At 56.3% G+C, this 24512-nt stretch carries 22 protein-coding genes; 20 read left to right on the forward strand and 2 right to left on the reverse strand.

What is annotated here, in order from left to right; all coding sequences use genetic code 11:
* The first annotated feature begins 168 nt into the window (after nucleotides 1–168).
* The 5 genes from tldD (at nucleotide 169) to GOW16_RS15730 (ending at nucleotide 7211) form a co-directional block, all read left to right on the forward strand.
* Nucleotides 169–1590: a metalloprotease TldD gene (gene tldD / locus GOW16_RS15710; RefSeq protein WP_170416689.1), complete on the forward strand. Its 1422-nt coding sequence runs from the start codon at nucleotides 169–171 to the stop codon at nucleotides 1588–1590.
* A 240-nt stretch (nucleotides 1591–1830) separates the two neighbouring features.
* The gene (gene dprA / locus GOW16_RS15715; protein ID WP_170416691.1) at nucleotides 1831–2964 is read left to right on the forward strand and encodes a DNA-processing protein DprA; all 1134 of its coding nucleotides are present in this window, start codon (nucleotides 1831–1833) and stop codon (nucleotides 2962–2964) included.
* A 173-nt stretch (nucleotides 2965–3137) separates the two neighbouring features.
* Nucleotides 3138–5777 (forward strand): type I DNA topoisomerase, encoded by a 2640-nt coding sequence (gene topA, locus GOW16_RS15720; protein WP_170416693.1) that lies wholly within the window; start codon nucleotides 3138–3140, stop codon nucleotides 5775–5777.
* A 103-nt stretch (nucleotides 5778–5880) separates the two neighbouring features.
* Nucleotides 5881–6585 carry a CoA transferase subunit A gene (locus GOW16_RS15725; RefSeq protein WP_170416695.1) on the forward strand — a complete coding sequence of 235 codons (705 nt, stop codon included), beginning with the start codon at nucleotides 5881–5883 and terminating at the stop codon, nucleotides 6583–6585.
* A complete protein-coding gene (locus GOW16_RS15730; protein ID WP_170416697.1) occupies nucleotides 6585–7211 on the forward strand; it encodes a CoA transferase subunit B in 627 nt (208 codons plus the stop codon). The genes GOW16_RS15725 and GOW16_RS15730 overlap by 1 nt, the downstream gene beginning before the upstream one ends.
* 43 nt (nucleotides 7212–7254) lie before the next feature.
* On the opposite strand, the gene GOW16_RS15735 is transcribed toward GOW16_RS15730, so the two are convergent.
* A complete protein-coding gene (locus tag GOW16_RS15735; protein WP_170416699.1) occupies nucleotides 7255–8115 on the reverse strand; it encodes a lytic transglycosylase domain-containing protein in 861 nt (286 codons plus the stop codon).
* A 353-nt stretch (nucleotides 8116–8468) separates the two neighbouring features.
* On the opposite strand from GOW16_RS15735, the gene GOW16_RS15740 reads away from it, so the two are divergent.
* From GOW16_RS15740 to pdeM, 15 genes are all read left to right on the forward strand, one after another.
* Nucleotides 8469–8678: a Flp family type IVb pilin gene (locus GOW16_RS15740; protein ID WP_170416701.1), complete on the forward strand. Its 210-nt coding sequence runs from the start codon at nucleotides 8469–8471 to the stop codon at nucleotides 8676–8678.
* Nucleotides 8679–8769: 91 nt separating this feature from the next.
* Nucleotides 8770–8985 (forward strand): hypothetical protein, encoded by a 216-nt coding sequence (locus GOW16_RS22650; RefSeq protein WP_174864300.1) that lies wholly within the window; start codon nucleotides 8770–8772, stop codon nucleotides 8983–8985.
* Nucleotides 8986–9145: 160 nt separating this feature from the next.
* The gene (gene cpaB / locus GOW16_RS15750; protein ID WP_170416703.1) at nucleotides 9146–10021 is read left to right on the forward strand and encodes a Flp pilus assembly protein CpaB; all 876 of its coding nucleotides are present in this window, start codon (nucleotides 9146–9148) and stop codon (nucleotides 10019–10021) included.
* Nucleotides 10022–10212: 191 nt separating this feature from the next.
* The gene (locus tag GOW16_RS15755; protein WP_170416705.1) at nucleotides 10213–11619 is read left to right on the forward strand and encodes a type II and III secretion system protein family protein; all 1407 of its coding nucleotides are present in this window, start codon (nucleotides 10213–10215) and stop codon (nucleotides 11617–11619) included.
* 17 nt (nucleotides 11620–11636) lie between these two features.
* Nucleotides 11637–12272, forward strand: coding sequence for an OmpA family protein (locus tag GOW16_RS15760; RefSeq protein WP_170416707.1), 636 nt, complete (start codon nucleotides 11637–11639; stop codon nucleotides 12270–12272).
* Nucleotides 12273–12471: 199 nt separating this feature from the next.
* Nucleotides 12472–13704 carry an AAA family ATPase gene (locus GOW16_RS15765; protein WP_170416710.1) on the forward strand — a complete coding sequence of 411 codons (1233 nt, stop codon included), beginning with the start codon at nucleotides 12472–12474 and terminating at the stop codon, nucleotides 13702–13704.
* Nucleotides 13705–13728: 24 nt separating this feature from the next.
* Complete coding sequence (locus tag GOW16_RS15770) at nucleotides 13729–15174, forward strand: CpaF family protein (RefSeq protein ID WP_170416712.1); 1446 nt, start codon at nucleotides 13729–13731, stop codon at nucleotides 15172–15174.
* A gap of 12 nt (nucleotides 15175–15186) precedes the next feature.
* Nucleotides 15187–16155, forward strand: coding sequence for a type II secretion system F family protein (locus GOW16_RS15775; RefSeq protein WP_170416714.1), 969 nt, complete (start codon nucleotides 15187–15189; stop codon nucleotides 16153–16155).
* A gap of 10 nt (nucleotides 16156–16165) precedes the next feature.
* The gene (locus GOW16_RS15780; protein ID WP_170416716.1) at nucleotides 16166–17152 is read left to right on the forward strand and encodes a type II secretion system F family protein; all 987 of its coding nucleotides are present in this window, start codon (nucleotides 16166–16168) and stop codon (nucleotides 17150–17152) included.
* A gap of 64 nt (nucleotides 17153–17216) precedes the next feature.
* The gene (locus tag GOW16_RS15785; protein WP_170416997.1) at nucleotides 17217–17741 is read left to right on the forward strand and encodes a tetratricopeptide repeat protein; all 525 of its coding nucleotides are present in this window, start codon (nucleotides 17217–17219) and stop codon (nucleotides 17739–17741) included.
* A gap of 31 nt (nucleotides 17742–17772) precedes the next feature.
* Nucleotides 17773–18624, forward strand: a complete 852-nt coding sequence (locus GOW16_RS15790) for a tetratricopeptide repeat protein (RefSeq protein ID WP_170416718.1) — start codon at nucleotides 17773–17775, stop codon at nucleotides 18622–18624.
* A gap of 3 nt (nucleotides 18625–18627) precedes the next feature.
* Complete coding sequence (locus GOW16_RS15795) at nucleotides 18628–19173, forward strand: prepilin peptidase (protein WP_170416720.1); 546 nt, start codon at nucleotides 18628–18630, stop codon at nucleotides 19171–19173.
* Nucleotides 19174–19289: 116 nt separating this feature from the next.
* Nucleotides 19290–20597: an ATPase gene (locus GOW16_RS15800; protein WP_170416722.1), complete on the forward strand. Its 1308-nt coding sequence runs from the start codon at nucleotides 19290–19292 to the stop codon at nucleotides 20595–20597.
* Between the two features lie 40 nt (nucleotides 20598–20637).
* Nucleotides 20638–23049, forward strand: coding sequence for a ligase-associated DNA damage response DEXH box helicase (locus GOW16_RS15805; protein WP_170416724.1), 2412 nt, complete (start codon nucleotides 20638–20640; stop codon nucleotides 23047–23049).
* 41 nt (nucleotides 23050–23090) lie between these two features.
* Nucleotides 23091–23753 (forward strand): ligase-associated DNA damage response endonuclease PdeM, encoded by a 663-nt coding sequence (gene pdeM / locus GOW16_RS15810; RefSeq protein ID WP_170416726.1) that lies wholly within the window; start codon nucleotides 23091–23093, stop codon nucleotides 23751–23753.
* Nucleotides 23754–23755: 2 nt separating this feature from the next.
* Here the strand turns inward: pdeM and GOW16_RS15815 are convergent, their stop codons facing one another.
* A complete protein-coding gene (locus tag GOW16_RS15815) occupies nucleotides 23756–24493 on the reverse strand; it encodes a LytTR family DNA-binding domain-containing protein (protein WP_170416728.1) in 738 nt (245 codons plus the stop codon).
* Nucleotides 24494–24512 lie beyond the last annotated feature (19 nt).

Consider the following 24512-nt stretch of genomic DNA (forward strand, 5'->3'; position numbering starts at 1 on the left):
CTGATCGTCTGATCTTTGCTTCTCTGGCGAAAAGGTGTGAATCAGTCGCACCTCTCCCGTTGTCTTTGGCCGCGTTAAAAACCATATTCCGGCGGGTAGATAAAGCAAAATGCTTGCGTCAAACAGACGCTATTTTTGATCTGGATCAAACTCGAAAGGTCCCAACAGATGCCCAACGACCCGTTTCGCCCATTTGAACGCGCTATTCCGCAGGACGAAGCGCTTGCCGTTTTGCAGTCTGCCACCGCCGGAGCCGAGGACGGAGAGCTGTTTGTCGAGCGGCGAAAATCCGAGTCTCTGGTCTTTGATGACGGACGTTTGCGGACAGCGTCATACGACGCATCCGAAGGGTTTGGCCTGCGGGCCGTGCAGGGCGAGGTTGCCGGGTACGCGCATTCCACCGATGTTTCAATTCCGGCTTTGAAACGGGCTGCGGAAACCGCACGCCTCGCTGTCGGCGACGGCGGCGGTACTCTGGCTGGTGGTCCCCGCGCAACAAATACACGTCTCTACACAGACGAGGACCCGATTGAGTCCGCCGACTTCCCGGTCAAGATCGAAACGCTGCGCGAGATCGACACCTTTGCCCGCGACATGGACCCCCGCGTCGTCCAGGTCAGCGCAACAATCGCTGCAGCAGTGCAAGAGGTCGAGATATTGCGCCCGGACGGCGTTCTGGTGCGGGATGTGCGCCCAATGACCCGCCTCAATATCTCGGTCATCGTTGAACAAAGCGGTCGCCGTGAAAGCGGTTCGGCAGGCGGCGGTGGGCGTGTCGGGCTGGATGGGCTAATCGATCCGGCGGATTGGCAGGACAAAGCGCGCGAGGCACTGCGGATCGCTCTGGTCAATCTTGACGCGATCCCCGCCCCAGCTGGCGTGATGGAAGTCGCGCTGGGCCCCGGTTGGCCAGGTATCCTGTTGCACGAGGCAATTGGGCATGGGTTGGAAGGCGACTTCAACCGCAAGGGAAGCTCCGCATTTTCCGGTCTGATGGGGCAGCAGATCGCATCCAAAGGCGTGACCGTCGTAGATGACGGTACGATACCGGATCGTCGCGGCTCGATCTCGTTGGATGACGAAGGTACGCCTAGTTCTCGGACTGTTTTGATCGAGGACGGCATCCTCACCGGTTATATGCAGGACCGCCAGAACGCGCGCCTTATGGGCGTAGCGCCCACCGGAAACGGGCGGCGACAAAGCTATGCACACAAACCCATGCCGCGGATGACGAATACGGTGATGCTGGGCGGCGACGCCGATCCGGCCTCGTTGGTCGCGGATATCAAAGATGGCATCTGGGCAGTCGGTTTCGGAGGAGGACAAGTGGATATCACCAATGGCAAGTTCGTCTTCTCCTGCACCGAGGCCTACCGCGTCGAAAATGGTAAGGTCGGGGCACCGGTAAAAGGCGCGACCTTGATTGGAGATGGCCCGTCAGCCCTCAAGCGTATCCGTGGGCTGGGCAATGATATGGCGCTGGATCCCGGCATGGGTACTTGCGGCAAAGATGGTCAGTGGGTGCCCGTTGGCGTCGGCCAGCCAACGGTTCTGATGGATGGCCTGACAGTCGGCGGATCGGCCGCTTAGCGGGGAATCACTTGACCGAGGATTGAAAGCGCAGGGTTAACGCTGTGCTTTCTTTCGACCGACACACACACTTCGCGGCGAGCCGCCCTGCCAAGGACAAGATTATTTATTTGTTTTATTTCAAACACCTAGAGCGCGTTAGGCGGCAAACACTGAAAATTATCCGAATAATTTGAAGAGATTCACAAGCTGTTAACCCCGGCAATCGTAAACCAGTTCTGCAATCAGGCGGAGCATCGGATGACCGAAGAGCAGCTATCTTCCTATCACCCCACACTCCCACCCACCACGGAAGAGGATCGGTTTTCCTGGCTTCGTCTGTTGCGTTCCCGCAAGGTTGGTCCGGCGACGTTTCGTCGGCTGCTGCGGGAACATGGCTCGGCGCAGAATGCGCTGGCCGCGCTGCCCGAAATGGCGCGCGCTGCCGGAATTGAAGGGTATGAAACCTGCCCGCCCGGTGTGATTGAGGCGGAGCTCAGGGCCGCAAAGGTCGCGAACGCACACCTTTTGTGCCTTGGGTCCGCCGACTTTCCAGACGCTATGAACGATCTGTCCGACGCGCCGCCTATGCTTTGGGCGATTGGAGATGCTTCCCTGCTGCAGCGCCAGTCGATTGCGATGGTCGGCGCGCGGAATTGCTCATCGCTGGGTGCCCGGATGGCAAGGGGGCTTGCCACGGATCTGGGACAGCAGGGATATGTCGTTGTGTCCGGCTTAGCACGCGGGATAGATACCGCGACCCACATGGCAGCGCTTGAATCGGGCACTGTCGCGGTGATGGCAGGCGGCGTAGATGTCGTCTATCCCGCCGAAAACACGGCACTGGCAGAAAAGATAACTGAAACCGGGTTGCGCGTATCCGAACAGCCTATGGGCGTCACACCGCAGGCGCGCCACTTCCCGCGCCGAAACAGGATTATCTCAGGGCTGGCGCAAGCTGTTGTCGTCGTTGAAGCCGCAGCAAAGTCCGGTAGTCTGATTACGGCGCGGGACGCCCTGGATCAGGGGCGCGAAGTTCTGGCCGTACCCGGACATCCCTTCGATGCGCGGGCCGCGGGGTGCAACATGTTGATCCGGGACGGCGCGATATTGGTGCGATCAGCCGAAGACGTTATCGAGGCGCTTCCGCAACGAGTAGAAGTTCATGAGGCTCATGCTCCCGCACTGCCGAAAATTCCTGAAGTACCTGCCGTCACTGATGCGACACTGCACAGGGAAATTCTGTCGCGGCTGGGACCGTCTCCGATTGCGGAAGATCAACTGATCCGCGACATTGCTGCAACGGCCGGAGAAATAGGACCGGCCCTGATTGATCTGGAACTCGAAGGACAGATCCAGCGGCAGCCTGGCGGACTTCTGTCGTTGTCTGCATAAATCTCGAACCTGACGAGCGGTTCCTGCCCAGCCCCTTTTGTGCACAGGCTACGTGATTGAAATAACAGCATAACTTCTGCATTCAAAGGAACGCATTGACAATTTGCCCTTGCCCTCCACATTTTGCACGATCATAGAAGGCGCCAATTCCGTCGAGCGAGGTTTTCCGTTAAATGCCTGTAGTTGTTGTAGAATCCCCTGCCAAGGCCAAAACAATCAACAAATATCTTGGCCCCGACTACACGGTTCTGGCCTCTTATGGTCATGTTCGGGACCTGCCTCCAAAGGACGGATCCGTCGATCCCGAGCATGAATTTGAGATGAAATGGGAAGTCGGGAATGACAGTCGGAAACACGTCAAGGCGATCGCCGACGCCCTGAAGGAAGACAACGCTCTGATTCTTGCAACCGACCCTGATCGCGAGGGTGAAGCCATCAGCTGGCACCTGCAGGAAGCGCTGACCAAGCGTCGGTCAATTAAGAAAGACACACCTGTCAGCCGCGTCACGTTCAACGCAATCACCAAAGATGCCGTGACCGAAGCGATGCAAAATCCACGCCAGGTCGACATGCCTCTGGTCGAAGCTTATCTGGCCCGTCGCGCGCTGGACTATCTGGTGGGCTTTAACCTGTCGCCGGTGCTTTGGCGTAAGTTGCCCGGGGCGAAATCTGCGGGCCGGGTGCAATCGGTCTGCCTGCGCCTGATTGTCGAACGCGAAATGGAAATCGAGGCGTTCAAACCGGTCGAATACTGGTCGGTCAAGGCCGTGTTCGAAACGCCGCGCGGACAGACTTATGAGGCGCGGCTGGTTACCCTGGCTGGCAAGAAACTGGACAAACATGATCTGGCCAACGCCACGCAGGCTGAACTGGCGGTACAGGCCATCACCAGCCGCGCGCTGAGCGTCACATCGGTCGAGGCGAAGCCAGCTGCGCGAAATCCCAGCGCGCCGTTTATGACCTCGACCCTGCAGCAGGAGGCCAGCCGTAAGTTCGGTATGGGTGCGCGTCACGCGATGCAGGTTGCACAACGCCTCTATGAGGCAGGCTACATCACTTATATGCGGACCGACGGCATTGATATGGCGCCAGAAGCCGTAGCAGCCACACGCGACGCAATCACAGACCGCTATGGTTCGGAATACGTGCCGGACAGCCCGCGTATCTATAAGAACAAGGCCAAGAACGCACAAGAAGCGCACGAGTGCATCCGCCCGACGGACATGTCGCGCGATGCCAAGGCCCTAAAGGTCACAGACGAGGATCAGCGCAAACTGTATGACCTGATCTGGAAGCGTACAATCGCCTGCCAGATGGCTGCGGCTAGGCTGGAACGTACCACAGTCGAGGTCGGCAGCGATGATGGTCAGGTCGGCCTGCGCGCCACCGGTCAGGTGGTGCTGTTCGACGGGTTCATGCGCGTTTATGAAGAAGGCCGCGACGACGTCGCCGATGACGACGAAAAGCGCCTGCCCCAAATCATGCAGGGTGATCCGGCACGTTTCGCCAAGACCTCGCTGCGAGATCAATTTGCGAAGGCAACGAGCGAAAGCTCCGACAAGGCTGCGAAACAGGCCATCCTTTCCGAAAACGAATCTGTGCTTGCCCTGCAGCACCACACTCAGCCGCCGCCGCGCTATACCGAGGCCACGTTGGTCAAGCGGATGGAAGAGTTGGGGATCGGGCGCCCTTCGACCTATGCCTCGATTGTAACCACGATTCAGGACCGGGAATATGTGCGCAAAGACAAGAACCGGCTGATCCCCGAGGAAAAGGGCCGGATCGTCACGATCTTTTTGCTGAATTTCTTCCGACAGTATGTCGGCTATGAGTTCACCGCCAATCTGGAAGAACAGCTGGATGACGTGAGTGCCGGTGATCGGGACTACAAGGACCTGCTGGGCAAGTTCTGGCGCGAGTTCTCGGCCGCGATTGGCGAAACCTCAGAACTGCGCATTTCCGAAGTGCTGGACAAGCTGGATGAGGCGCTGGCGCCGCAGCTCTATCCTCCGCGCGAGGATGGGTCCGATCCGCGTGTCTGTCCAAAATGTGGTGTGGGCCAGTTGCACCTGAAAACCTCGCGCACCGGCGGTTTCGTTGGGTGTGGCAACTATCCAGAGTGTACATACACGCGTCCCATTGCCGGCGAGGGGGCGGAGGGCGATGAACGTCTGCTGGGCGAGGATGCAGGCGATGAGATCTGGCTGAAATCCGGTCGCTTTGGCCCTTATGTTCAGCGCGGTGAACCGACACCAGAAAACAAGAAGCCCCCGCGCGCTTCGCTGCCACGCGGGTGGAGCAAAGATGACATGGATCTGGACAAGGCGCTGACATTGCTCAGCCTGCCGCGGCAGATTGGTGAACATCCGGACGGCGGTATGATCAGTTCGAATTTCGGGCGGTTTGGTCCTTATCTCATGCATCAGTTGGCAGATGAGGCCAAACCGGTTTACGCCAACCTCAAAGATCCCAACGACGTGTTCGAGATTGGCATGAACCGCGCGGTCGAGCTGCTGGCCGAAAAGCGCGCCAACCCTGGGCGAGGCCGTCGCGCTGCGGCCAAACCGTTGAAGGAATTGGGCGAGCATCCCGATGGCGGTGCGATGCAGGTTCTGGATGGGCGCTATGGGCCATATGTGAAATGGGAAAAGGTCAACGCGACCATTCCCAAGGACATCAAGCCCGAGGACGTGACGAAGGAAATGGCCATCGAACTGGTCAACGAGCGCGCGGCCAAAAAGGGTACCAAGAGAAAAGCGGCCCCCAAGAAGAAAGCTGCCGCCAAGAAAACGGCCAAAAAGGCGGCCACCTGACGGTCGGCTAGGTAGAAATACCACCTACCCCTTGGTTTCATTGACTTCCCCGTGACGCGGCGGCACAACCTGCGCCATCACCATGTCATTGGGGGAGTTTTCCATGAAGAAAGTCTATGCCAATGCCTCTGAGGCGCTCGATGGAGTGATCTCGGACGGCATGATGATCGCGGCGGGCGGTTTTGGCCTGTGCGGTATTCCCGAGCTGCTGCTTGAGGCGATCAAGGACTCGGGCGCTCAGAACCTGACCTTTGCCTCGAATAACGCCGGTGTCGACGATTTCGGCATCGGCATCCTGCTACAGACCAAGCAGGTCAAAAAGATGATCAGCTCTTACGTCGGCGAAAACGCCGAGTTCATGCGTCAGTACCTGAGCGGTGAGCTGGAGCTGGAATTCAACCCGCAAGGCACACTGGCCGAGCGTATGCGCGCCGGTGGTGCGGGCATCCCCGGTTTCTACACCAAGACCGGCGTAGGCACCGTGATCGCCGAGGGCAAAGAGCACAAAGACTTCAACGGCGAGACTTACATTCTGGAAGAAGGCATCTTTGCCGATCTGGCAATCGTCAAAGCCTGGAAGGCCGACGACACCGGCAACCTGATCTTCCGCAAGACCGCACGCAACTTCAACGTTCCGGCAGCGACATGCGGCAAGATCTGCATCGCCGAAGTTGAAGAGATCGTACCGCGCGGCTCGCTGGACCCCGATGCAATCCATCTGCCCGGCATCTATGTGCATCGCATCATTCAGGGGACGCACGAAAAGCGCATCGAACAGCGCACCACCCGTAAGAAGGAGGAAGCATAATGCCCTGGGACCGCAATCAGATGGCCGCACGTGCGGCGCAAGAACTGGAAGACGGCATGTATGTGAATCTCGGCATCGGCATTCCGACGCTGGTGGCGAATTATGTGGGCGACAAGGATATCACCCTGCAGTCCGAAAACGGTATGCTGGGTATGGGGCCCTTCCCTTTCGAGGGTGAAGAGGATGCAGACCTGATCAATGCAGGCAAGCAGACGATCACCGAACTGTCCCGTACGTCCTACTTCGACAGTGCGACCTCATTTGCGATGATCCGGGGCGGTAAGATCGCTGCCGCTGTTCTGGGCGCGATGGAAGTCGATGAAGAAGGCGACCTGGCCAACTGGATGATTCCCGGCGTTCTGGTCAAAGGCATGGGGGGCGCGATGGACCTGGTTGCAGGTGTTCGCCGCGTGATCGTCGTGATGGACCACACCAACAAGCACGGCAAGTCCAAACTGCTGAAGAAGTGCACCCTGCCCCTGACCGGCAAAAAGGTGGTGAATCGCATTATAACCAATCTGGGCGTTCTGGATGTGGTCGACGGCGGCCTGAAGATCATCGAGATCGCCGAGGGTGTAACCGAAGACGAAATCCGCACCGCGACCGAGGCCAATATCGTTAACTGAATACACTCAAAGAAAAGGCCCACCTGATCCAGGTGGGCTTTTTTCAGTTATGCGCCTGGAACACACACCCGTCAGAGATCAACTGAGGCGGTGTCGAACACAACGCCCGCGCCACCTGAAACGCCGCAAGAACCTTGGGAACATAGTCACGGGTTTCTGCGTATGGCGGGACGCCCTCGTGCTTGCGCACAGCCCCTTCCCCAGCGTTGTACCCGGCTAGTACGAGAATCGGGTCATTGCCGAATTCTTCCATCAGCCAGTTCAGGTATTTCACGCCACCTGCAATGTTTTGCGACGGCTTCATACTGTCCTGGACCCCAAACCGTTTCGCGGTTGCAGGCATCAGTTGCATCAACCCCTGCGCGCCGGCCGAACTTATTGCATCGGTGCGCCCCGCGGATTCCACGGAAATAACTGCCAGAACCAAAGCGGGTGAGACATTTGTCCCGACGGTCGAACGCAGAATATCCACACCGCGCTGTTCTGCGATGTTTTGAAGGGTCTGCAACCGAGGTGATGCAACGTTGATTGCGGCCAGCGCATTCATGGCATCGTTGAGTCGCCCAGACCCGGCTTCGGCCAAAGCGGGTGAGATCCTCTCCCAGAAAGCTTTGTACGATCCGACCGGCTTCTTACCTACCCCGGGAAGAGATGGCGGAACGACACGCGTTCGTGCGATGATTTCAGGTTCAACGATTTCGACACCCGTACTTGGAGCAGACGGAGCCTTGGCATGCTCATCGGGCGTGATCTGGACCGTAACACGCGGTCGCGTACCTGGCTTAGGAGCCTTTACGCGCTTATAAACACCTCGTGGCTCGATCTCGTTTGCCATGGCTGGCACCGGGCCAGACAGCATCAACACCGCCAAACCGGCGCAAGTCATTGCGTTCCGGAGATTCATTTGCCTGCCTCATGTTTATTCTTTTGGTTGATTTGAACCTCGAATCTGCCCGCAAGGCCAGAAAAACAATATGAATTGGGGCAATTTCGCCTCATTTGCCGCAAATTTACATCGGGGCAACCCAGGGACTTATCCAAGGTTATATTTTTTTTCATTACTATTCAGTAGCTTAACTGAAAAACTGCCAAAAAGTTAAACTTCATCAAAAAAAAATGGGGTTTGGCCCAATTCCTGCCACGCACAGCAGTCAATCATAGTGCCATACCGAGACGATCGGGAGCCGACTGAGAGAGAAAGCTCTGATAGACGCCGAGGTTTAATTGACTTTTTAGATCCTTTAGGAGGGACGTAACATGATCAAGTTCATCAAGAACTTCCGCAAAGACGAAGACGGCGCCGTAACAGTTGACTGGGTCGTTCTGACCGCAGCCGTTGTTGGCCTGGCCGCAGTTGCATACAGCGCAATCGGTGACGGCACCAAAGACGTGTCGGACAAAGTCGGTGCAGCACTGACCAAGACTTCTGGCGCAGTTGCTGCCGAAGTACAGATCACGCCGAAGTAAGAATCAGATCGTTCCGATTTGATTTAACGGGGCTGGGTTGTCAGACTCGGCCCCGTATTTTTTTTCCAACGTGACTCGTGGTGCTGCTCCCATGCTTAGATCGATCATCGAATTCTGCAAATGTGAACACGGGGCCGTGACAGTTGACTGGGTGGTGTTGACTGCCTTCGTTGCCTTTATGGGCGGTGTTGTCGCTCTCTACATAGCAGGCCCTGTTATTGCTATGGATGCCAAAAACGCGGCCGCAGTTAAAACGGTTGGCGATCAGGTTGAGAAAATGGAAATCACGGTGAGTTTCAGCGATTAAGAACTGTACGAGTTGGATACCCATTCAGTCCCCGGCAACGGGCGCGAATAAAATCCAACATTGTCCCCCTTTTCGACACAATTTACACTTACACCGGGGTCAAATGTTGTCGTATTCTGTACGACGCAGAACCAGATAAAAGTAACGTGAGGGGACGTGGATGCGTGCGGTATTTGGACTTGTCCTGATTATTGGGGTCGCACTGGCCGGTGGGGCTGTGTATCTGGCAAGGGACTACATCAGTCAAACACAGGCGGAGCTGGAGCGAGAAAGACTGGCAACTCAGGACGCTCTTGCAAATATGAAAACAATTCCGACCGTGGGAGTCATGGTCGCCAACCGAGCCATGAAGTACGGAGAACGTCTTGCGCAAGAAGATGTTCGCGAAGTGCAGTGGCCTGAGGATGCGATTCCCGAAGGATCATTCACGGATATGGCCGTATTGTTCCCACAGGATGGTAATGGCGATCGCTTTATCCTTCGTGCAATGGAAAAAGACGAGGCCCTTCTGGCAATCAAAGTTACCCAGCCCGGCGAATCAGCTGGCCTTACCTCGCGCCTGAAGAAAGGCATGCGTGCCTTTGCAATCAGTGTGGATGTGGCATCGGGCGTGTCTGGCTTTTTGCGCCCGGGCGACAATGTCGACGTATACTGGACTGGATCCCTAAGAGGTGCGGGCGGGGAAGGTGAAATCACACGCCTAATCCAAACCAACATCGAACTGATCGCAATCGACCAAATCGCTGGATCAGATGTAACTGGCACAACAATCGCCAGGACGGTCACTGTAGCAGTTACCCCAGAGCAGGTTGCCGCTCTTGCCCAAGCCCAAAACACAGGGCGGTTGTCACTGGCACTAGTAGGTGCGCAAGATGAGACCATTGCGACAGCTATTGAAGTGGACCAAAGAAAACTGCTGGGAATCGAAGAAGCTGCACCCGCGCCAGCCAAAGTCGAGCAAGAGATCTGCACAGTAAAGGCGCGCCGCGGCGGAGAGATCGTCGATACGGGAATTATCACTCCCTGCACAAACTAACGTAAAATCAAAACGTTAATGCCACAAGCCGCGCCATCAGCGCGGCTTGTTTCGTATTGGATGTTGCGCATTACCCACATAAGGAAAATTCCGGAAACCATTGATTATTGCAATAAAATCGTAATTCGCGCAGTGTTATCGCACATAAGGCATTAGACCTAAAACGAGGCGTGATCGGAGAGGCAGGTCACATGAAAATAAAATCTTGGATCAGCGCAACCCTTCTGGGGTTGGCGTTAGTTATCAGTTCGGCCAGCACGGCTGTCCAAGCTGAAACCCTTCGCGTGGTTAAGAACGGTACGGCGGAAACGCTGGACGTTCCGATGAACCGCGCAATTGTCGTTGAAAGCGAAACACCGTTTGCGGAACTCAGCATCGCCAACGCAGGCATTGCTGACATTTCGTCGCTTTCTGATCGCACCATCTATGTTTTGGGTAAGGCACCTGGCCTGACCACACTGACTTTGTTCGACGGGGCAGGCAATCTGTTGGCCAACGTTCGGGTTCGTGTTTCACCGGATGTGTCTGAGTTCAAAGAGCGGCTGCGGCAGATTCTGCCGAGCGAGCCAATTGAAGTGCGCACGGCCAATGACGGCATCGTTCTTTCCGGAACTATCTCCAGCTCGGCTAAGCTAGCCCGTGCCCTGGAACTGGCAGAGCGTTATGCGCCCGAGCGTGTTTCGAACCTGATGTCGGTTGGTGGCGTTCAGCAGGTCATGCTGAAAGTTCGCTTTGCCGAGATGAACCGATCCGTTGCCAAAAGCCTGACCGCATCGCTGGGCTTTGGTGGCAGCGACGTCACGGGTGGTATCAACACGTTGAACAACGCAGGTGCTTTGGCGAATGCGCTCAACAACAACATTCCCATCCAACAGACAAATACAGGCGCTATCCTTTTTGGTTTTGGCGCCGGTTCGACTCAGGTACGGTTGTTGCTGGAAGCTCTTGAAACTAAAGGTCTTTCCCGCACCCTCGCGGAACCAAACCTGTCAGCTCTGTCGGGTCAGGAAGCTGAGTTCCTCGCGGGTGGCCAGGTTCCGATTCCGGTTCCAGGCGATGACGGTCAAATTGCAATTGAGTACCGGAATTTTGGTGTGCAGGTCCTGTTTACGCCACGCGTGGTTGATGGTGACCTGATCAACCTTGAGCTGGGAACATCAGTTTCAAGCATTGACCCGAACTCCGACTTTACAATTGCCGGTAACAACGTGCCGACGTTCATCACCCGTCAGACAAAGACGACGATTGAGCTCCGGGATGGTGAAAGCTTTGCCATTGCAGGCCTGATTCGGGACGATTTTACGGATCAGAACAGCCAGCTACCATGGATCGGCGACATCCCTGTGTTGGGTGCACTGTTCCGTAGTGCGGAATACCAACGTCAGCAATCTGAACTGGTCGTTATTATCACCGCACATCTGGTGTCGCCAACACGTGGTGAAGCGCTGGCCCTGCCAACCGACCGCGTCAAACCGCCCAGCGAGTTTGATTTGTTCTTGAATGGCAAAACTGCGCGGACCACACGCGTTGGTTCGGGTGGCGCGTCTGAAGTGGCCAAACAAGACTTTGGCAGCTCCTACGGCTACATCCTGGAATGATTGAGAGGATAGGACCAATGCAGAAGTGGATCATAACACTGGGTCTCTCGGTCGCCGTTGCCGCGTGTACACGCGAGGCCGGGTATGAAATTGACCAAGGCGCCTTTGGCAACGCAACCCTAAACAACGTTCAGGTTATGAACGGCGAGCTGACATACGCCCAAATCCTGGGTCAGAGGTTTGCTGCAGAAGTGCCGACGCAGATCAATTTCGCGTTTAACAGTTCTCAGTTGGACGCGTCGGCGCAGCGAATCTTGTTGCGGCAGGCAGCATGGATCAAGCAGTTCCCAGAAGCGCGGTTCCGCGTTTACGGCCATACCGATGCCGTCGGCTCTACAGCGTACAACCAGTCGCTTGGACAACGCCGGGCAAACGCCGCCGTTGCGTTCCTGACACAACAGGGGATTTCGCGTTCTCGGTTGGAAGCCGTTGTTTCCTTTGGAAAATCGCGGCCACTGATTGATACTCCGAACCGGGATCGCCGCAACCGGCGTACAGTGACCGAAGTTTCCGGCTTTATGGATCGCAATCCGTTGGTATTGGACGGCAAATACGCGGAGATTATTTACCGCGAATATGTCGCTAGCGCCACGAGAGAAAGCTACATCCAGCGTGAAGATGCTGGCGGCGCCGGCAGCAGTGATGATGAATAATCTTTAGGAAATGGGCGGCATCGTCGCCCATTTCCCTACAATTGGTTCTTTTGCGTCAAAATCTTGCCTAAGTTCCAAGCCACCTTTTCAACAATTAGGTGAAGTGCGGCCCGAATTGGTCGCGACCGGGCAACAGCGAACTGTGCCGAACCCAACGTGTTCGGACGGCGAACAGGCCCTCACGACGAGGATTGTGTGAATGACAAGTGCCACAACGCATGATGACGGAACTGCTATTCTGGCCTGCACGATCAGCCGAGATGTCCAGAACTTCGATCTGCTGATCGAAGATATGGAGACCCTTTTGGGCGAGCGTTGGGGTGATCTTGGCTTTGCCGAGGCCCTGGCTTTTTTCAGCCAACCTGAGGCGGAAAGCCTTGAATTTGTTGCGCTTGCCATTGATGGCGAAGATGAAGACAACCTTTCCTTGATGGGCGAGATCATCTCGCAGGCCAAAGAAAAGAAGATCAAAATCGTTCTGATCGCTGAGGACGTCACGCCAGCGTCTCTGCACCAGTTGCTGCGCAAGGGCGCGGACGAGTTCGTCCCCTACCCCCTTCCCGAAGGCGAGCTGCAGGAAGCCATAGAACGCATGAATAAGCCCGATCCGGTGGCAACTGCTGTTGCAGCCGCTCCGGCTGCTCAGGGTGATTCGAAAGAAGGCGCACTTTTTGTGGTCCACGGGTTGGCGGGCGGAGTGGGTTCAACAACCATGGCGGTCAACCTCGCCTGGGAGCTTGCAACCGCGTCAGACAAAGAAGCACCTTCCGTCTGCGTCATCGACCTGGATCTGCAGTATGGCAGCGTGTCGACTTATCTTGACCTTCCCCGCCGTGAAACTGTTTTTGAGATGCTCTCGGATACCTCTTTGATGGATGACGATGTGTTCTCGCAGGCACTGCAGACCTATGAGGAAAAACTTGAGGTCCTGACCGCGCCGTCCGATATGGTTCCGTTGGATCTGATCACACCGGAAGACATCGAACGCGTCATCGACATAGCACGCAGGAGATTCGACTACGTGGTTGTCGACATGCCGACGACCCTGGTTCATTGGTCGGAAACGGTTCTTCAGGCCGCGCACGTATACTTTGCGATGATCGAGCTGGATATGCGATCCGCTCAGAACGCGCTGCGGCTGAAACGCGCCCTGCAAGCCGAGGAGCTGCCGTTCAACAAACTCCGGTTCGCTCTGAACCGGGCTCCGAAATTCACCGACCTGAATGGCAAAGGCCGGGTCAAGCGGATGGGTGAAAGCCTGGGCATTTCAATCGATCTGCAATTGCCGGATGGTGGCAAACCCGTCATGCAAAGCGGCGATCACGGATTACCGCTGGCCAAATCTGCCGCCAAGAACCCGCTGCGTCGGGAAATCGCAAAACTTGCAAAATCGCTTCACAGCTTGGGCAGCAGCAGCGCCGAGGCCGCGTAACCGTATTTCAGAGGGGTAGTCGCCGTGTTTTCAAGATACAAGAAGCAGGCTGGAGCGCAGCCGGTCGAGTCTGCTCCAACGCCGCAGGCCACTGTACAAACGCCTGCCCCTGAAAAAGCGCCTACGGCCACTGCTGTCGCCCGCCGCCCAATTCAGAAGAAAGCCGCTGAGCCGGTTGCTTCAGACCGTGATCGAAAGCGGAAAGAGCGTCTGGGTGAAATCAAGATTGAGCTGCACAAGGAACTGTTGGAAAACCTGAATCTTGGGGCGCTTGAAAAGGCCGGTGAAGCCGAACTTCGGGCGGAGATCAGCGCAATCTCGAGCGAGATCCTTGAATCCCGTGACATCGTTCTGAATCGCGAAGACCGATCACAGCTTAACAAGGAACTGTATGACGAAGTCACGGGGTTGGGTCCGCTTGAAACGCTGCTTCAGGACGATAGCGTCAACGATATTTTGGTAAATGGCCCGCAGCAGATTTTTATCGAGCGCGACGGTAAACTGGAACTCAGCGAAGTTACGTTCAAGGACGAAAAACACCTGATGCGGATTATCGACAAGATCGTCTCCGCCGTGGGTCGTCGCGTCGATGAATCCAACCCTTATGTTGACGCCCGCTTGGCCGACGGGTCGCGTTTCAACGCAATGGTGCCACCTATCGCGGTCGACGGTTCGCTGGTCTCCATCCGTAAGTTCAAAAAAGATAAACTGGCCATCGACGATCTGGTTAACTTCGGCGCCTTCACGGAAGAAATGGCCGCATATCTGCAGGCTGCCGTTTCGACTCGTCTGAACATCATCGTTTCGGGCGGTACAGGTTCAGGTAAGACGACGACGCTGAATGCTTTGTCCAGCTTTATTGATGACGCCGAGCGGATCCTGACCATCGAGGATACGGCGGAACTTCAGCTGCAGCAGACCCACGTGGGCCGAATGGAAAGCCGCCCTCCTAACGTCGAAGGCAAAGGCGAAGTAAGCCCACGCGACTGTCTGAAAAACGCCCTGCGTATGCGTCCTGACCGCATCATCGTGGGTGAGACGCGTGGCGCCGAGGTGATCGACATGTTGCAGGCTATGAATACCGGCCACGACGGTTCGATGACCACGATCCACGCCAACTCGGCCCGTGACGGGATTTCGCGTCTTGAAAACATGATCGCGATGGCCGGTATCGAGATGCCAATCAAAGCGGTCCGCAGCCAGATCTCTTCGGCTGTGAACCTGATCGTGCAGGCCAGCCGCTTGCAGGACGGTTCGCGCCGTATGACCTCGATAACCGAGATCACGGGGATGGAAGGTGACGTCATTTCGATGCAGGAGATTTTCAAATTCCAACGCGTCGGTCTGACACCGGATAACAAGATTATCGGCCATTTCACTGCAACCGGTGTCCGCAGCCACTATTCGGAACGCTTCCGTCTGTGGGGCTTTGATCTACCTCCGTCCATCTACGAACCAACGGCCATCTAAGGAGATCCGGATATGCAACTGCCTGTAGAGGCTCTTATCTATGTTGTGATCTTCGTCGGAGTACTTCTCCTTGTCGAAGGCATCTATCTTGTGGCGTTCGGCAAATCCATCAGCCTAAACAGCCGGGTAAACCGTCGCCTGGATATGCTTGAGAAAGGCGTTGGGCGCGAACAGGTTTTGGAACAGCTGCGCAAGGAAATGCAGCAGCATATGAAATCCCAGAGCGTCCCGCTCTATTCGCTGTTGGCCGACAAGGCACAAAAAGCGGCCATCGCCTTTTCGCCGCGCCAATTGATCATGATCATGGTACTGGTTTCTGGCTTTGCTTATGTAGGGTTGAGCATCGGCACGGGAACAGAGCTCGTATTGCGGATCGCACTTTCAATCGCGATAGGTGTAGGTGGCGTGTATGCGTGGGTGGCCAGCAAGGCCAAGAAACGCATGGGTCTGATGGAAGAGCAATTGCCCGACGCCGTTGAGCTGATGGTACGCTCGCTTCGAGTCGGCAACCCGTTTGTTTCGACAATTCAGATTGTTGCCAACGAAGTTCAGGATCCGCTTGGGACGGAATTTGGCGTCATCGCAGACGAATGCGCCTACGGTCGCGACGTCGGTGAAGCCCTGAAGGACATGGCCGAACGCCTGGGCATGCAGGATCTGCGCTTTCTGTCTGTTGCCGTTGGCATTCAGCAACAGGCTGGCGGTAACCTGGCCGAGATTTTGGCGGGTTTGGCCAAAGTTATTCGTGCTCGGTTCCGTCTGTTCCGCCGTGTCAATGCGATCACGGCCGAGGCCAAATGGTCCGGCAAGTTCCTGTCTGGCTTTCCCGTATTTTGCCTGTTGTTCATTTTGGTGAAGTCTCCGAACTACTACGACGAAGTTCTTGACCACCCGCTGTTCATTCCGCTGTGTTTCTTTGTTGGCATCATGCTGACACTGAACCTGATCGTGATGCGCGTTCTTACGAATATCAAAGTCTGAGGGCTTGAGTATGGAATTTCTGACCCAAATCAACGAACTCCTGACCGAGCATCTTGGTCCGTTCGGGCCTCTCATCGTGGTCGGGGTATTGGGATTGTTCATGATTCTGGTGGCTTTGCCACTGATGTTGAACCAACCGGAAGACCCTCTTAAGAAACTGCAGCGATCAACTGCCACCCCAAAGGAAAGCAAGAAGGGTAAACAGGACAAACTGCGGCAATCCAGCCGAAACGAGCAGCTTCAGAAATTCGCGAACTTCCTGGAGCCACAAAACCAGGACGAATTGTCCGCGATGGAACTTAAGCTGCGCCAGGCGGGGTATCAGTCCAAGGACGCAGTCCGCTTTTTCCACTTCGCACAGTTTGCTCTTGGTCTGATCGGCGTGATGATCGGTGTTCTATTGGTCACGGTATTTGCCGGTGATCAGGAATTCACCCCGGCCCAGATGGCCATGCGCGTCTTGATCCCGGCTTGTGCGTTTTATTTCCTCCCACGCTATTGGATCACCCGGCGCGTTGCCGAACGACAGGAAGCCATCGTTGCAGGGTTCCCCGATACCCTGGATCTCATGCTGGTCTGCGTCGAAGCGGGTCAGTCGCTTGACCAGGCGATCGTTCGGGTTGCCGCCGAGATGAAAGTCTCTTACCCGGACATCGCTCTGGAGTTCGAAGTTGTCGCACACGAGCTTAAGGCGGGTAAGGACCGAGACACCGTACTTCGCGACTTTGGTACCCGTTGCGGCGTTCAGGACGTCAGCTCGTTCGTGACGGTCATGATCCAGTCGGCAACATTTGGTACGTCAATCGCCGAAGCCTTGCGGGTTTATGCCAGTGAAATGCGCGACAAACGCGTGATGCGCGCCGAAGAAGCCGCGAATAAGTTGCCAACCAAAATGACACTTGCCACAATGCTCCTGACGGTGCCGCCGTTGCTGGTCATTCTGGTCGGCCCCTCGGCAAAAGGCATCTCTGACTTTGCAAGCGGATCCGGTGGATAACAGCCCAATGGAAACAAAATTCAGGTGTAACCGGTTAAGGTTACGCCGTATGTTTCAGGCCACCATGGTTCTTGCCATGGTGGCCTCTTGTACAGAAACGGGCCTCTCGACCGGCCTGGATGCCCCTGGCGTCGACCCAAAGGGCGAAGCAGTTGATCCGATTACGGTCGGGAACCGGCTTTTGGTGTCAGGCGAATATGAACTGGCGCTGACGTCTTTTTCACGCGCCGCGTTGGATCAGGGGATGACAACGGAAATCCTTACATCAATGGGAACAGCTAATCTGGGTCTCAGGAGACTGGGCCAGGCCGAAGAACTGCTGCGTCGCGCGGTAGCAGATGAACCCGACTGGCCTGTCGCATGGAATAACCTGGGCGTTGTGCTAATGGAAAGGGCCGAATACCCCGAGGCGGCGCAGATGTTCAGGCGCGCCTTTGCATTGGACAATGGCGAAAGTGACGCAATCTTGGACAATCTGCGCTTAGCACTCGCAAAAATGGAAAATCCTGTTAATACTGACGTCGAAAAACAAGAATATACACTGGAGCAGCAAGGCAACGGGCAATTCAAGCTGCGCAAGCTCCCGTAACATTGGCAAGAGCAGTAAGGGACGCAAAAAAATGCGCCAACAATTCTTGATTCCGACGATGGTAATCTGCGGGATGGCCCTGTCCGCCTGCGAAAAAGAAACCGAAGAAGAAAAGGTCGAACGAACGTATCAGGAGGTGAACGTCATTGACGAAACCAACCTGAACGAGGTTCTTCTGACCGCTTCTGATCCGAATGAAGCAGTGACCTATTTCAAAGGTGCGGCCGCAAAAAACCCCGGCCGGATTGATCTGCAGCGGGGGCTCGCGATTTCTCTGACGCGCGCCAAACGCACGACCGAGGCCGCTTCGGCTTGGAAAAAAGTGACAACGATGAAGGGCGCCAGAAACGTCGACAGGGTCGAGTATGCCGCCGCTTCGGTACGCGCCGGGGACTGGGCCACCGCCAAGTCGACACTGGATTCTGTTCCGCCAACCTATGAGACGTTTCAACGTTATCGCCTGGAGGCCGTCGTCGCGGACTCCAGAAAAGACTGGAAACGTGCGGATCATTTCTATGAAACCGCCGTTGGTCTGACCACACGCCCTGGCAGCGTTATGAACAACTGGGGCTATTCCAAGCTGTCGCGCGGCGACTACGCCGATGCCGAAAGGCTGTTTTCCGAGGCCATCCGTCAGGACAAATCTCTGTTTACTGCCAAGAACAACCTCGTTCTGGCCAGGGCCGCACAAGGAAACTATAGTTTGCCGGTTGTTCCTCTGACACAGGTTGAACGGGCTATGTTGCTGAATACGATGGGGATTTCTGCGATCAAACAGGGCGACGTTACGACCGCAAAAAACCTGTTCCGCGAAGCCATCGCGACCCACCCCCAGCACTACGAGGAAGCCGTTCGTTCGCTTCGCGCGCTCGAAGGAGCCTGATCTATGAACATCCCTGCGACGGCGGCCACTTGGTTTTTGCCGTTTGTGCTGCCGATCTGCTTTTATGTTGCGTTCACCGATCTGCGTAGCATGTTGATCAAAAATCACGCGGTGATCGCTCTGGCTGCGGTCTTTGCCGTCGTGGGCTTTTTTGTATTGCCGCCCTGGGCCACCGAGTGGACGACCGGCGGCATTGGTCCAGTCTCCCTAACGCTGCCACCTTATATATGGCAGTTGCTGCACATCGTTGTGGTTCTGTTTTTTGGCATTCTCTTCAACGCCGCCGGTGTTATGGGGGCTGGTGATGCTAAGTTTCTGGCCGCTGCCTCGGCTTTTGTCTGGGCCGGTGACTATCTGCTTATGGTGCTGATCGCCACGTGCGCCATGCTTGGAGCTTATGTGACCCACCGACTAGCCAAGCACACGCGCCTTAGGGCAATTGCCCCGGACTGGGAAAGCTGGGATCGAGGCAAACATTTTCCTATGGGGTTTCCATTGGGGGCCAGCTTGGCGATCTATCTGACTTTCGGAACTGTTTACGGTTCGTGAACTATCATTAACCCGCCTTTTCCCTGCCTTGGTACTGCCACAAAGCCGAGCCAGATTTTCTGCAAGCGGCCCTTGTGGGGCTATTTGCGTGATTACTGGATAGACGGGCAACGCTCATGAATATGCAGACGACCTCGGTTATGGCCCCCCCTGCCCCGAAGGGTATGGGTGAAATGAAACTGCCCATCGTGATGATGCGGGACATTCTGCTGAAAACGATTTTCCGAAAGAACGTGGATACGGTCTCAGAAATCGCTGATGCGGTCTGTCTGCCGGGTTCGGTAACGCAGGAACTTGTCGACATCGCCCGTGAACAGAAACTGATCGAAGCGACCGGCACCCTGAACGCCAACAGCGGCAACGAGATGGGCTATCAGCTGACCGATGCCGGCAAAGCCCGTGCATTGGACGCGCTGAGCCAATCTGAGTATTTTGGCGCCATGCCGGTGCCGCTGGACGTCTACCGTGAACAGGTCAAGCGTCAGTCGATCCGTAATATTCAAGTGACCCGTGACCAGTTAACCGGTGCAATGGGCCATCTGGTTCTGCCCGACAGCCTGCTGGATCATCTTGGTCCTGCGGTCAGTGCTGGCCGATCCATTCTGATGTATGGCCCTCCGGGTAACGGTAAATCCTCGATCTCGAACGGTATTCGCGATGCACTGGGGGACAACGTCTATGTGCCCCGTGCCATCGAATATGCCGGTCAGGTCATCACGGTCTATGACCCCATCGTGCACACCGCGATCGAGCAGGAGGCCGACGACCCCAACAGCCTGCGCCGCCGCAAGCGTTTTGACACACGCTATGTACAGTGCGAACGTCCGACCGTTGTGACGGGTGGTGAACTTTCGCTGTCCATGCTGGATCTGGTCTATAACCCGACCGCACGGACCTATCAGGCGCCGCTGCAGTTGAAATCGACCGGTGGCATCTTCATCGTGGACGACCTTGGTCGTCAGCAGGAACCGCCGCAGGCCCTAATCAACCGTTGGATTGTTCCACTGGAAGAGAACAAAGACATTCTTGGTCTGCAATCGGGCGAAAAGTTCGAAGTGCCTTTTGACACGCTTGTCATCTTCTCGACCAACTTCCACCCGAACGAGATCTTTGACCAAGCGGCCCTGCGCCGGATCTTCTTCAAGATCAAGATCGGTGGCCCCGTTCAGGAAGACTTCCTGAAAATCTTTGCGATGGTCGCCCGCAAGCGCGGCATGCCACTGGACGAGGCCGCTCTGGTGCATTTGTTGAAGGTCAAATACCCGACCATTAACAACGTCTATGCCAACTATCAGCCGATCTTCCTGATCGACCAGATGATTTCGATCTGCGAATTCGAAGGCATCCCCTATCAGATGAGCCCCGACCTGATCGACAGGGCCTGGGCAAACATGTTCGTCAAAGACGAGACAATCGTAAAATAACGCCGTGCCATTTCCGGGACAGGCCGGGTAATCTGCGTTCATGACGCAGATTCCCGCCAGGATCATGGATTGGTTTGACGCCAAAGGCTGGTCCATCCATCCACATCAGCAAGAGATGTTTGACCGGGCTACGGACCCGGCCACATTGCTGATTGCGCCAACCGGCGGCGGGAAGACGATGGCCGGTTTTCTGCCAACTCTGGCCGAGCTGGCGGAAAATGATCACTCAGGCCTGCATACCCTTTATGTTTCTCCGCTCAAGGCTTTGGCCGCCGATATCCGCCGTAACCTGCGCGGGCCGGCGGATGAAATCGGCCTGCCCATCCGCATTGAAGACCGCACAGGCGATACATCGGCCACGCAGAAAAAGCGGCAACGCGTAGACCCGCCGCACATCCTGCTGACCACACCCGAAAGCCTGGCCTTGCTGACCTCGTACGAAGATGCGCCACGGATGTTTTCGGGCGTTCAACGCGTGATCGTGGACGAGATACATGCACTGGCAGAAAGCAAGCGTGGCGATCAATTGATGCTGGCGCTGGCCCGTCTGCAAAGCTTGTGTCCTGACCTGCGCCGCGTCGGCCTGTCGGCCACAGTTGAAGATCCGAACGCCATCGCACGGTTTCTGGCCCGCCACCCCGATCCTTGTCAGATCGTTCAGGCCGATCCCGGCCCCGACCCCGATATCCGAATGCTTAAGACGCAGGAAATGCCGCCCTGGTCCGGCGGTGGCGCGGCCTATTCGATCCCCGCTGTCCTTGAGCAGATCAAACAGCACAAAACCACGCTCATCTTTCACAACACCCGCGCCCAAGCCGAGATTTTCTTTCACAATATTTGGCTTGCGAATGACGACGGGCTACCAATTGGCATCCACCACGGCAGCCTTGATCGACAACAGCGCGAACGGGTCGAAGCCGCGATGGTGCGCGGCGACTTGCGCGCAATCGTCTGTACCGGCAGTCTGGATCTGGGCATCGACTGGGGGGATGTGGATCTGGTGATCCAGATTGGCGCCCCTAAGAACGTCAAGCGCCTGGTGCAGCGGATTGGTCGTGCCAACCACCGCTACAACGCGCCGTCCAAAGCCCTTTTGGTGCCAGCGAACCGGTTCGAAGTGGTCGAGTGCGTCGCCGCGCTTGAGGCGGCAAAGGCCCATGAACTGGATGGCGAACCGCGCGGGTCCGGTCCAAAAGACGTTTTGTGCCAGCACATTTTAGTTGCGGCAGCCGCGGGGCCGTTCGATGCAAATGCGTTGTTTGCCGAGATGACAACCGCAGGCCCATTCGCTGATCTCAGCCGCGCTGAGTTCGACGCCTGTCTGGACTTCTGTGCAACAGGTGGCTACTCCCTGCGCGCCTATGACCGCTGGCAGAGGCTACTACAACGCCAGGACGGCCAGTGGCAGTTAAGGGACCCGAGGGCAGCGCAACGCATTCGCATGAACCTGGGCACGATACAGGACACAGACACACTGAAGGTCCGCCTAAAACGCAATCGCGGAGGCAAACCGCTGGGTGAGGTCGAAGAGGCATTCGCTGCCTCTCTGACGCCCGGAGATACCTTCCTGATCGGTGGGCAGATCGTGCGCTATGAAGGGCTACGCGAAATGGTGGTCGAAGTCAGCCGCCGGGCGGACAAGAAGCCCAAGATCGCTACGTTCTCGGGCACCAAATTCGCGACCTCGACGCAACTCAGCGACCGTATTCTGCGCATGTTCATACAACCCGATTGGCCGCAACTGCCTGCCCACACCGCCGAATGGCTGGCGCTGCAGCGGGATATGTCCCGCCTGCCGCAACGCGACCGACTGCTGATCGAAAGCTTTCCCAATGACGGCCGGGAAAACCTGTGTGTTTACGGTTTCGCCGGGCGCAATGCACAACAGACCCTTGGCCTTTTGTTGACCAAACGGATGGAGGAATCCGGGCTGGCCCCGCTTGGTTTCGTTGCCACCGACTATGCAACTTTGATTTGGGGCTTGGACGCAGTGACCGACCCGCGCCCTTTGTTCCAGTTGGATGCGCTGCGGGAAGGGCTCGACACCTGGCTGGCAGGAAACGCGGTCATGAAACGCACTTTTCGCGCCTCTGCCACCATAGCGGGCCTGATCGAGCGCAATACGGGTGGGCAACGCAAAAGCGGACGTCAGGCTACATTTTCCTCGGACATCCTTTATGACACATTGCTGAAATACGATCCTGACCACCTGCTGATGCAGATCACCCGCGAGGAGGCGATGCGCGGTCTGGTGGATTTTGGGCGTATTGAGGCGATGATCGAACGCATTGGAGACCGGATCGACGTGGTTCGACTTGATCGGGTTTCTCCGCTTGCAGCTCCGTTGTTTCTGGAGGTTGGCAAGGTACCAGTCAAAGGTGCCGCCGAAGAACGCCTGTTGGCTGAAGAAAGCGAGCGGCTGCTGCAGGCGGCGGGACTGGGCGCGAAGTAAATCAACTTGCACCAAAGATCGAAACAGGCAAAGAACGTATCATGAACGATTTGCCGTTTTCTTTTTCTGGTCAAGACCTGCGCGCCTTGGGCACAGGCGCGTTGTGGTGGCCCAACCGGAACCTGCTATGCGTCAGCGATCTGCATCTTGGCAAATCCGAGCGCATGGCACGACGCGGTGGTCCCTCTCTGCCGCCTTACGACAGTCAGGACACCCTGACCCGGTTGGCGGCCGACATCGACAGAACCGGCGCGCAAACTGTCATCTGTCTGGGCGACAGCTTTGACGATCTGGACGCGCTGGCCGCACTGGGTACCGCCGAAAAGCTTTCGTTGACGACCCTTCAAGCAGGCCGACAATGGATTTGGATCGAAGGAAACCACGACCCGGGTCCAATTGGTCTGGGTGGCAGCCATCTGGCCGAATACACAGCAGCCCCGCTGGTTTTCCGACATATCGCTCAGCCCGGTGGACAAAGCGAAGTTTCAGGCCACTACCATCCAAAAACCCGCCTTAAGGCACGCGGGCGGACAATCACCCGCCCGGCGTTTTTGTTGGATCACGACCGGCTTATCCTACCTGCTTACGGTACATATACTGGCGGGCTGCTGAGTTCAGAGAATGTTCTAATCGATCTGATGAGCGACCAGGCAATGGCCATCCTGACCGGCTCTTATCCGCAAATCATCCCGATGCCGCGCTGAGATTAAATCAGCCCGTCGTCCTCAAGCATCGGCTTGTACTTCCGGCTAACAGGAATCAGATCTCCATTCACCAGCTTCAGATAGATTCTGTCGGCCACTTTCTCGGTCCCGATAACCGCGTCATCCGTGACCCAATGAGAGCGATGCGCGCAATGCCCGATCATTGGTTCCATTTCCGTGATCGCGTCGGACAGCCGCAATCGGATAGTAAAGGTGCCCTCGGACGTAACCACATCGACATAGTGATTGCGCGAAGTCAGGCGGTAAATCTGCCCTTTAAATGACGCAGGGAGCCGCCGTGCAAGCCGCGGTGCCGGGGACGGCGGCGGTTCACTTTTGTGTTCTGCCCGACTGGTCAAAATCAGGCCAGCGGTGAACAGGGTACTATACCCGATAACACGCGGGAACCCGGGTGCGGTGTGGCCCCCAATTGAAAACAGAGTCACGGCCAGCACCCAAAGCGACGGTATGAACAATAGCAAAACGAACAGGGCAATTGCCAGGTCACGCACCGGCAGGTTCAGTACAGTCCCGGTGTCACGGATCAGTTTTCTGGCCATCCAGGTGGACGTCACAGCGATGCCCATCACCCCGAACCAAAACAAGAAGCTTAAAAAAAATGGCAAATCCGAAACCAGAAACGGCGGAAAAGCGTAAGCCAGCATAGGGAGGAAGAACGCCCCGGCCACCACACGTTGCGGGCTGCACAGGCTGAAGATGGATCTTAGCTTTGAAGTCATGCCAAATAAGAAACCACTT

Origin of the sequence: Ruegeria atlantica (genome assembly GCF_013033965.1) — a bacterium.
In the GTDB taxonomy this organism is placed as follows: domain Bacteria; phylum Pseudomonadota; class Alphaproteobacteria; order Rhodobacterales; family Rhodobacteraceae; genus Ruegeria; species Ruegeria atlantica_D.

Bases quoted from the DNA above. Each gene is read 5' to 3' on its own strand.
- tldD (WP_170416689.1), top strand. From the start codon at position 169: ATGCCCAACGACCCGTTTCGCCCATTTGAACGCGCTATTCCGCAGGAC.
- dprA (WP_170416691.1), top strand. From the start codon at position 1,831: ATGACCGAAGAGCAGCTATCTTCCTATCACCCCACACTCCCACCCACC.
- topA (WP_170416693.1), top strand. From the start codon at position 3,138: ATGCCTGTAGTTGTTGTAGAATCCCCTGCCAAGGCCAAAACAATCAAC.
- GOW16_RS15725 (WP_170416695.1), top strand. From the start codon at position 5,881: ATGAAGAAAGTCTATGCCAATGCCTCTGAGGCGCTCGATGGAGTGATC.
- GOW16_RS15730 (WP_170416697.1), top strand. From the start codon at position 6,585: ATGCCCTGGGACCGCAATCAGATGGCCGCACGTGCGGCGCAAGAACTG.
- GOW16_RS15735 (WP_170416699.1), bottom strand. From the start codon at position 8,115: ATGAATCTCCGGAACGCAATGACTTGCGCCGGTTTGGCGGTGTTGATG.
- GOW16_RS15740 (WP_170416701.1), top strand. From the start codon at position 8,469: ATGATCAAGTTCATCAAGAACTTCCGCAAAGACGAAGACGGCGCCGTA.
- GOW16_RS22650 (WP_174864300.1), top strand. From the start codon at position 8,770: ATGCTTAGATCGATCATCGAATTCTGCAAATGTGAACACGGGGCCGTG.
- cpaB (WP_170416703.1), top strand. From the start codon at position 9,146: ATGCGTGCGGTATTTGGACTTGTCCTGATTATTGGGGTCGCACTGGCC.
- GOW16_RS15755 (WP_170416705.1), top strand. From the start codon at position 10,213: ATGAAAATAAAATCTTGGATCAGCGCAACCCTTCTGGGGTTGGCGTTA.
- GOW16_RS15760 (WP_170416707.1), top strand. From the start codon at position 11,637: ATGCAGAAGTGGATCATAACACTGGGTCTCTCGGTCGCCGTTGCCGCG.
- GOW16_RS15765 (WP_170416710.1), top strand. From the start codon at position 12,472: ATGACAAGTGCCACAACGCATGATGACGGAACTGCTATTCTGGCCTGC.
- GOW16_RS15775 (WP_170416714.1), top strand. From the start codon at position 15,187: ATGCAACTGCCTGTAGAGGCTCTTATCTATGTTGTGATCTTCGTCGGA.
- GOW16_RS15780 (WP_170416716.1), top strand. From the start codon at position 16,166: ATGGAATTTCTGACCCAAATCAACGAACTCCTGACCGAGCATCTTGGT.
- GOW16_RS15785 (WP_170416997.1), top strand. From the start codon at position 17,217: ATGGTTCTTGCCATGGTGGCCTCTTGTACAGAAACGGGCCTCTCGACC.
- GOW16_RS15790 (WP_170416718.1), top strand. From the start codon at position 17,773: ATGCGCCAACAATTCTTGATTCCGACGATGGTAATCTGCGGGATGGCC.
- GOW16_RS15795 (WP_170416720.1), top strand. From the start codon at position 18,628: ATGAACATCCCTGCGACGGCGGCCACTTGGTTTTTGCCGTTTGTGCTG.
- GOW16_RS15800 (WP_170416722.1), top strand. From the start codon at position 19,290: ATGAATATGCAGACGACCTCGGTTATGGCCCCCCCTGCCCCGAAGGGT.
- GOW16_RS15805 (WP_170416724.1), top strand. From the start codon at position 20,638: ATGACGCAGATTCCCGCCAGGATCATGGATTGGTTTGACGCCAAAGGC.
- pdeM (WP_170416726.1), top strand. From the start codon at position 23,091: ATGAACGATTTGCCGTTTTCTTTTTCTGGTCAAGACCTGCGCGCCTTG.
- GOW16_RS15815 (WP_170416728.1), bottom strand. From the start codon at position 24,493: ATGACTTCAAAGCTAAGATCCATCTTCAGCCTGTGCAGCCCGCAACGT.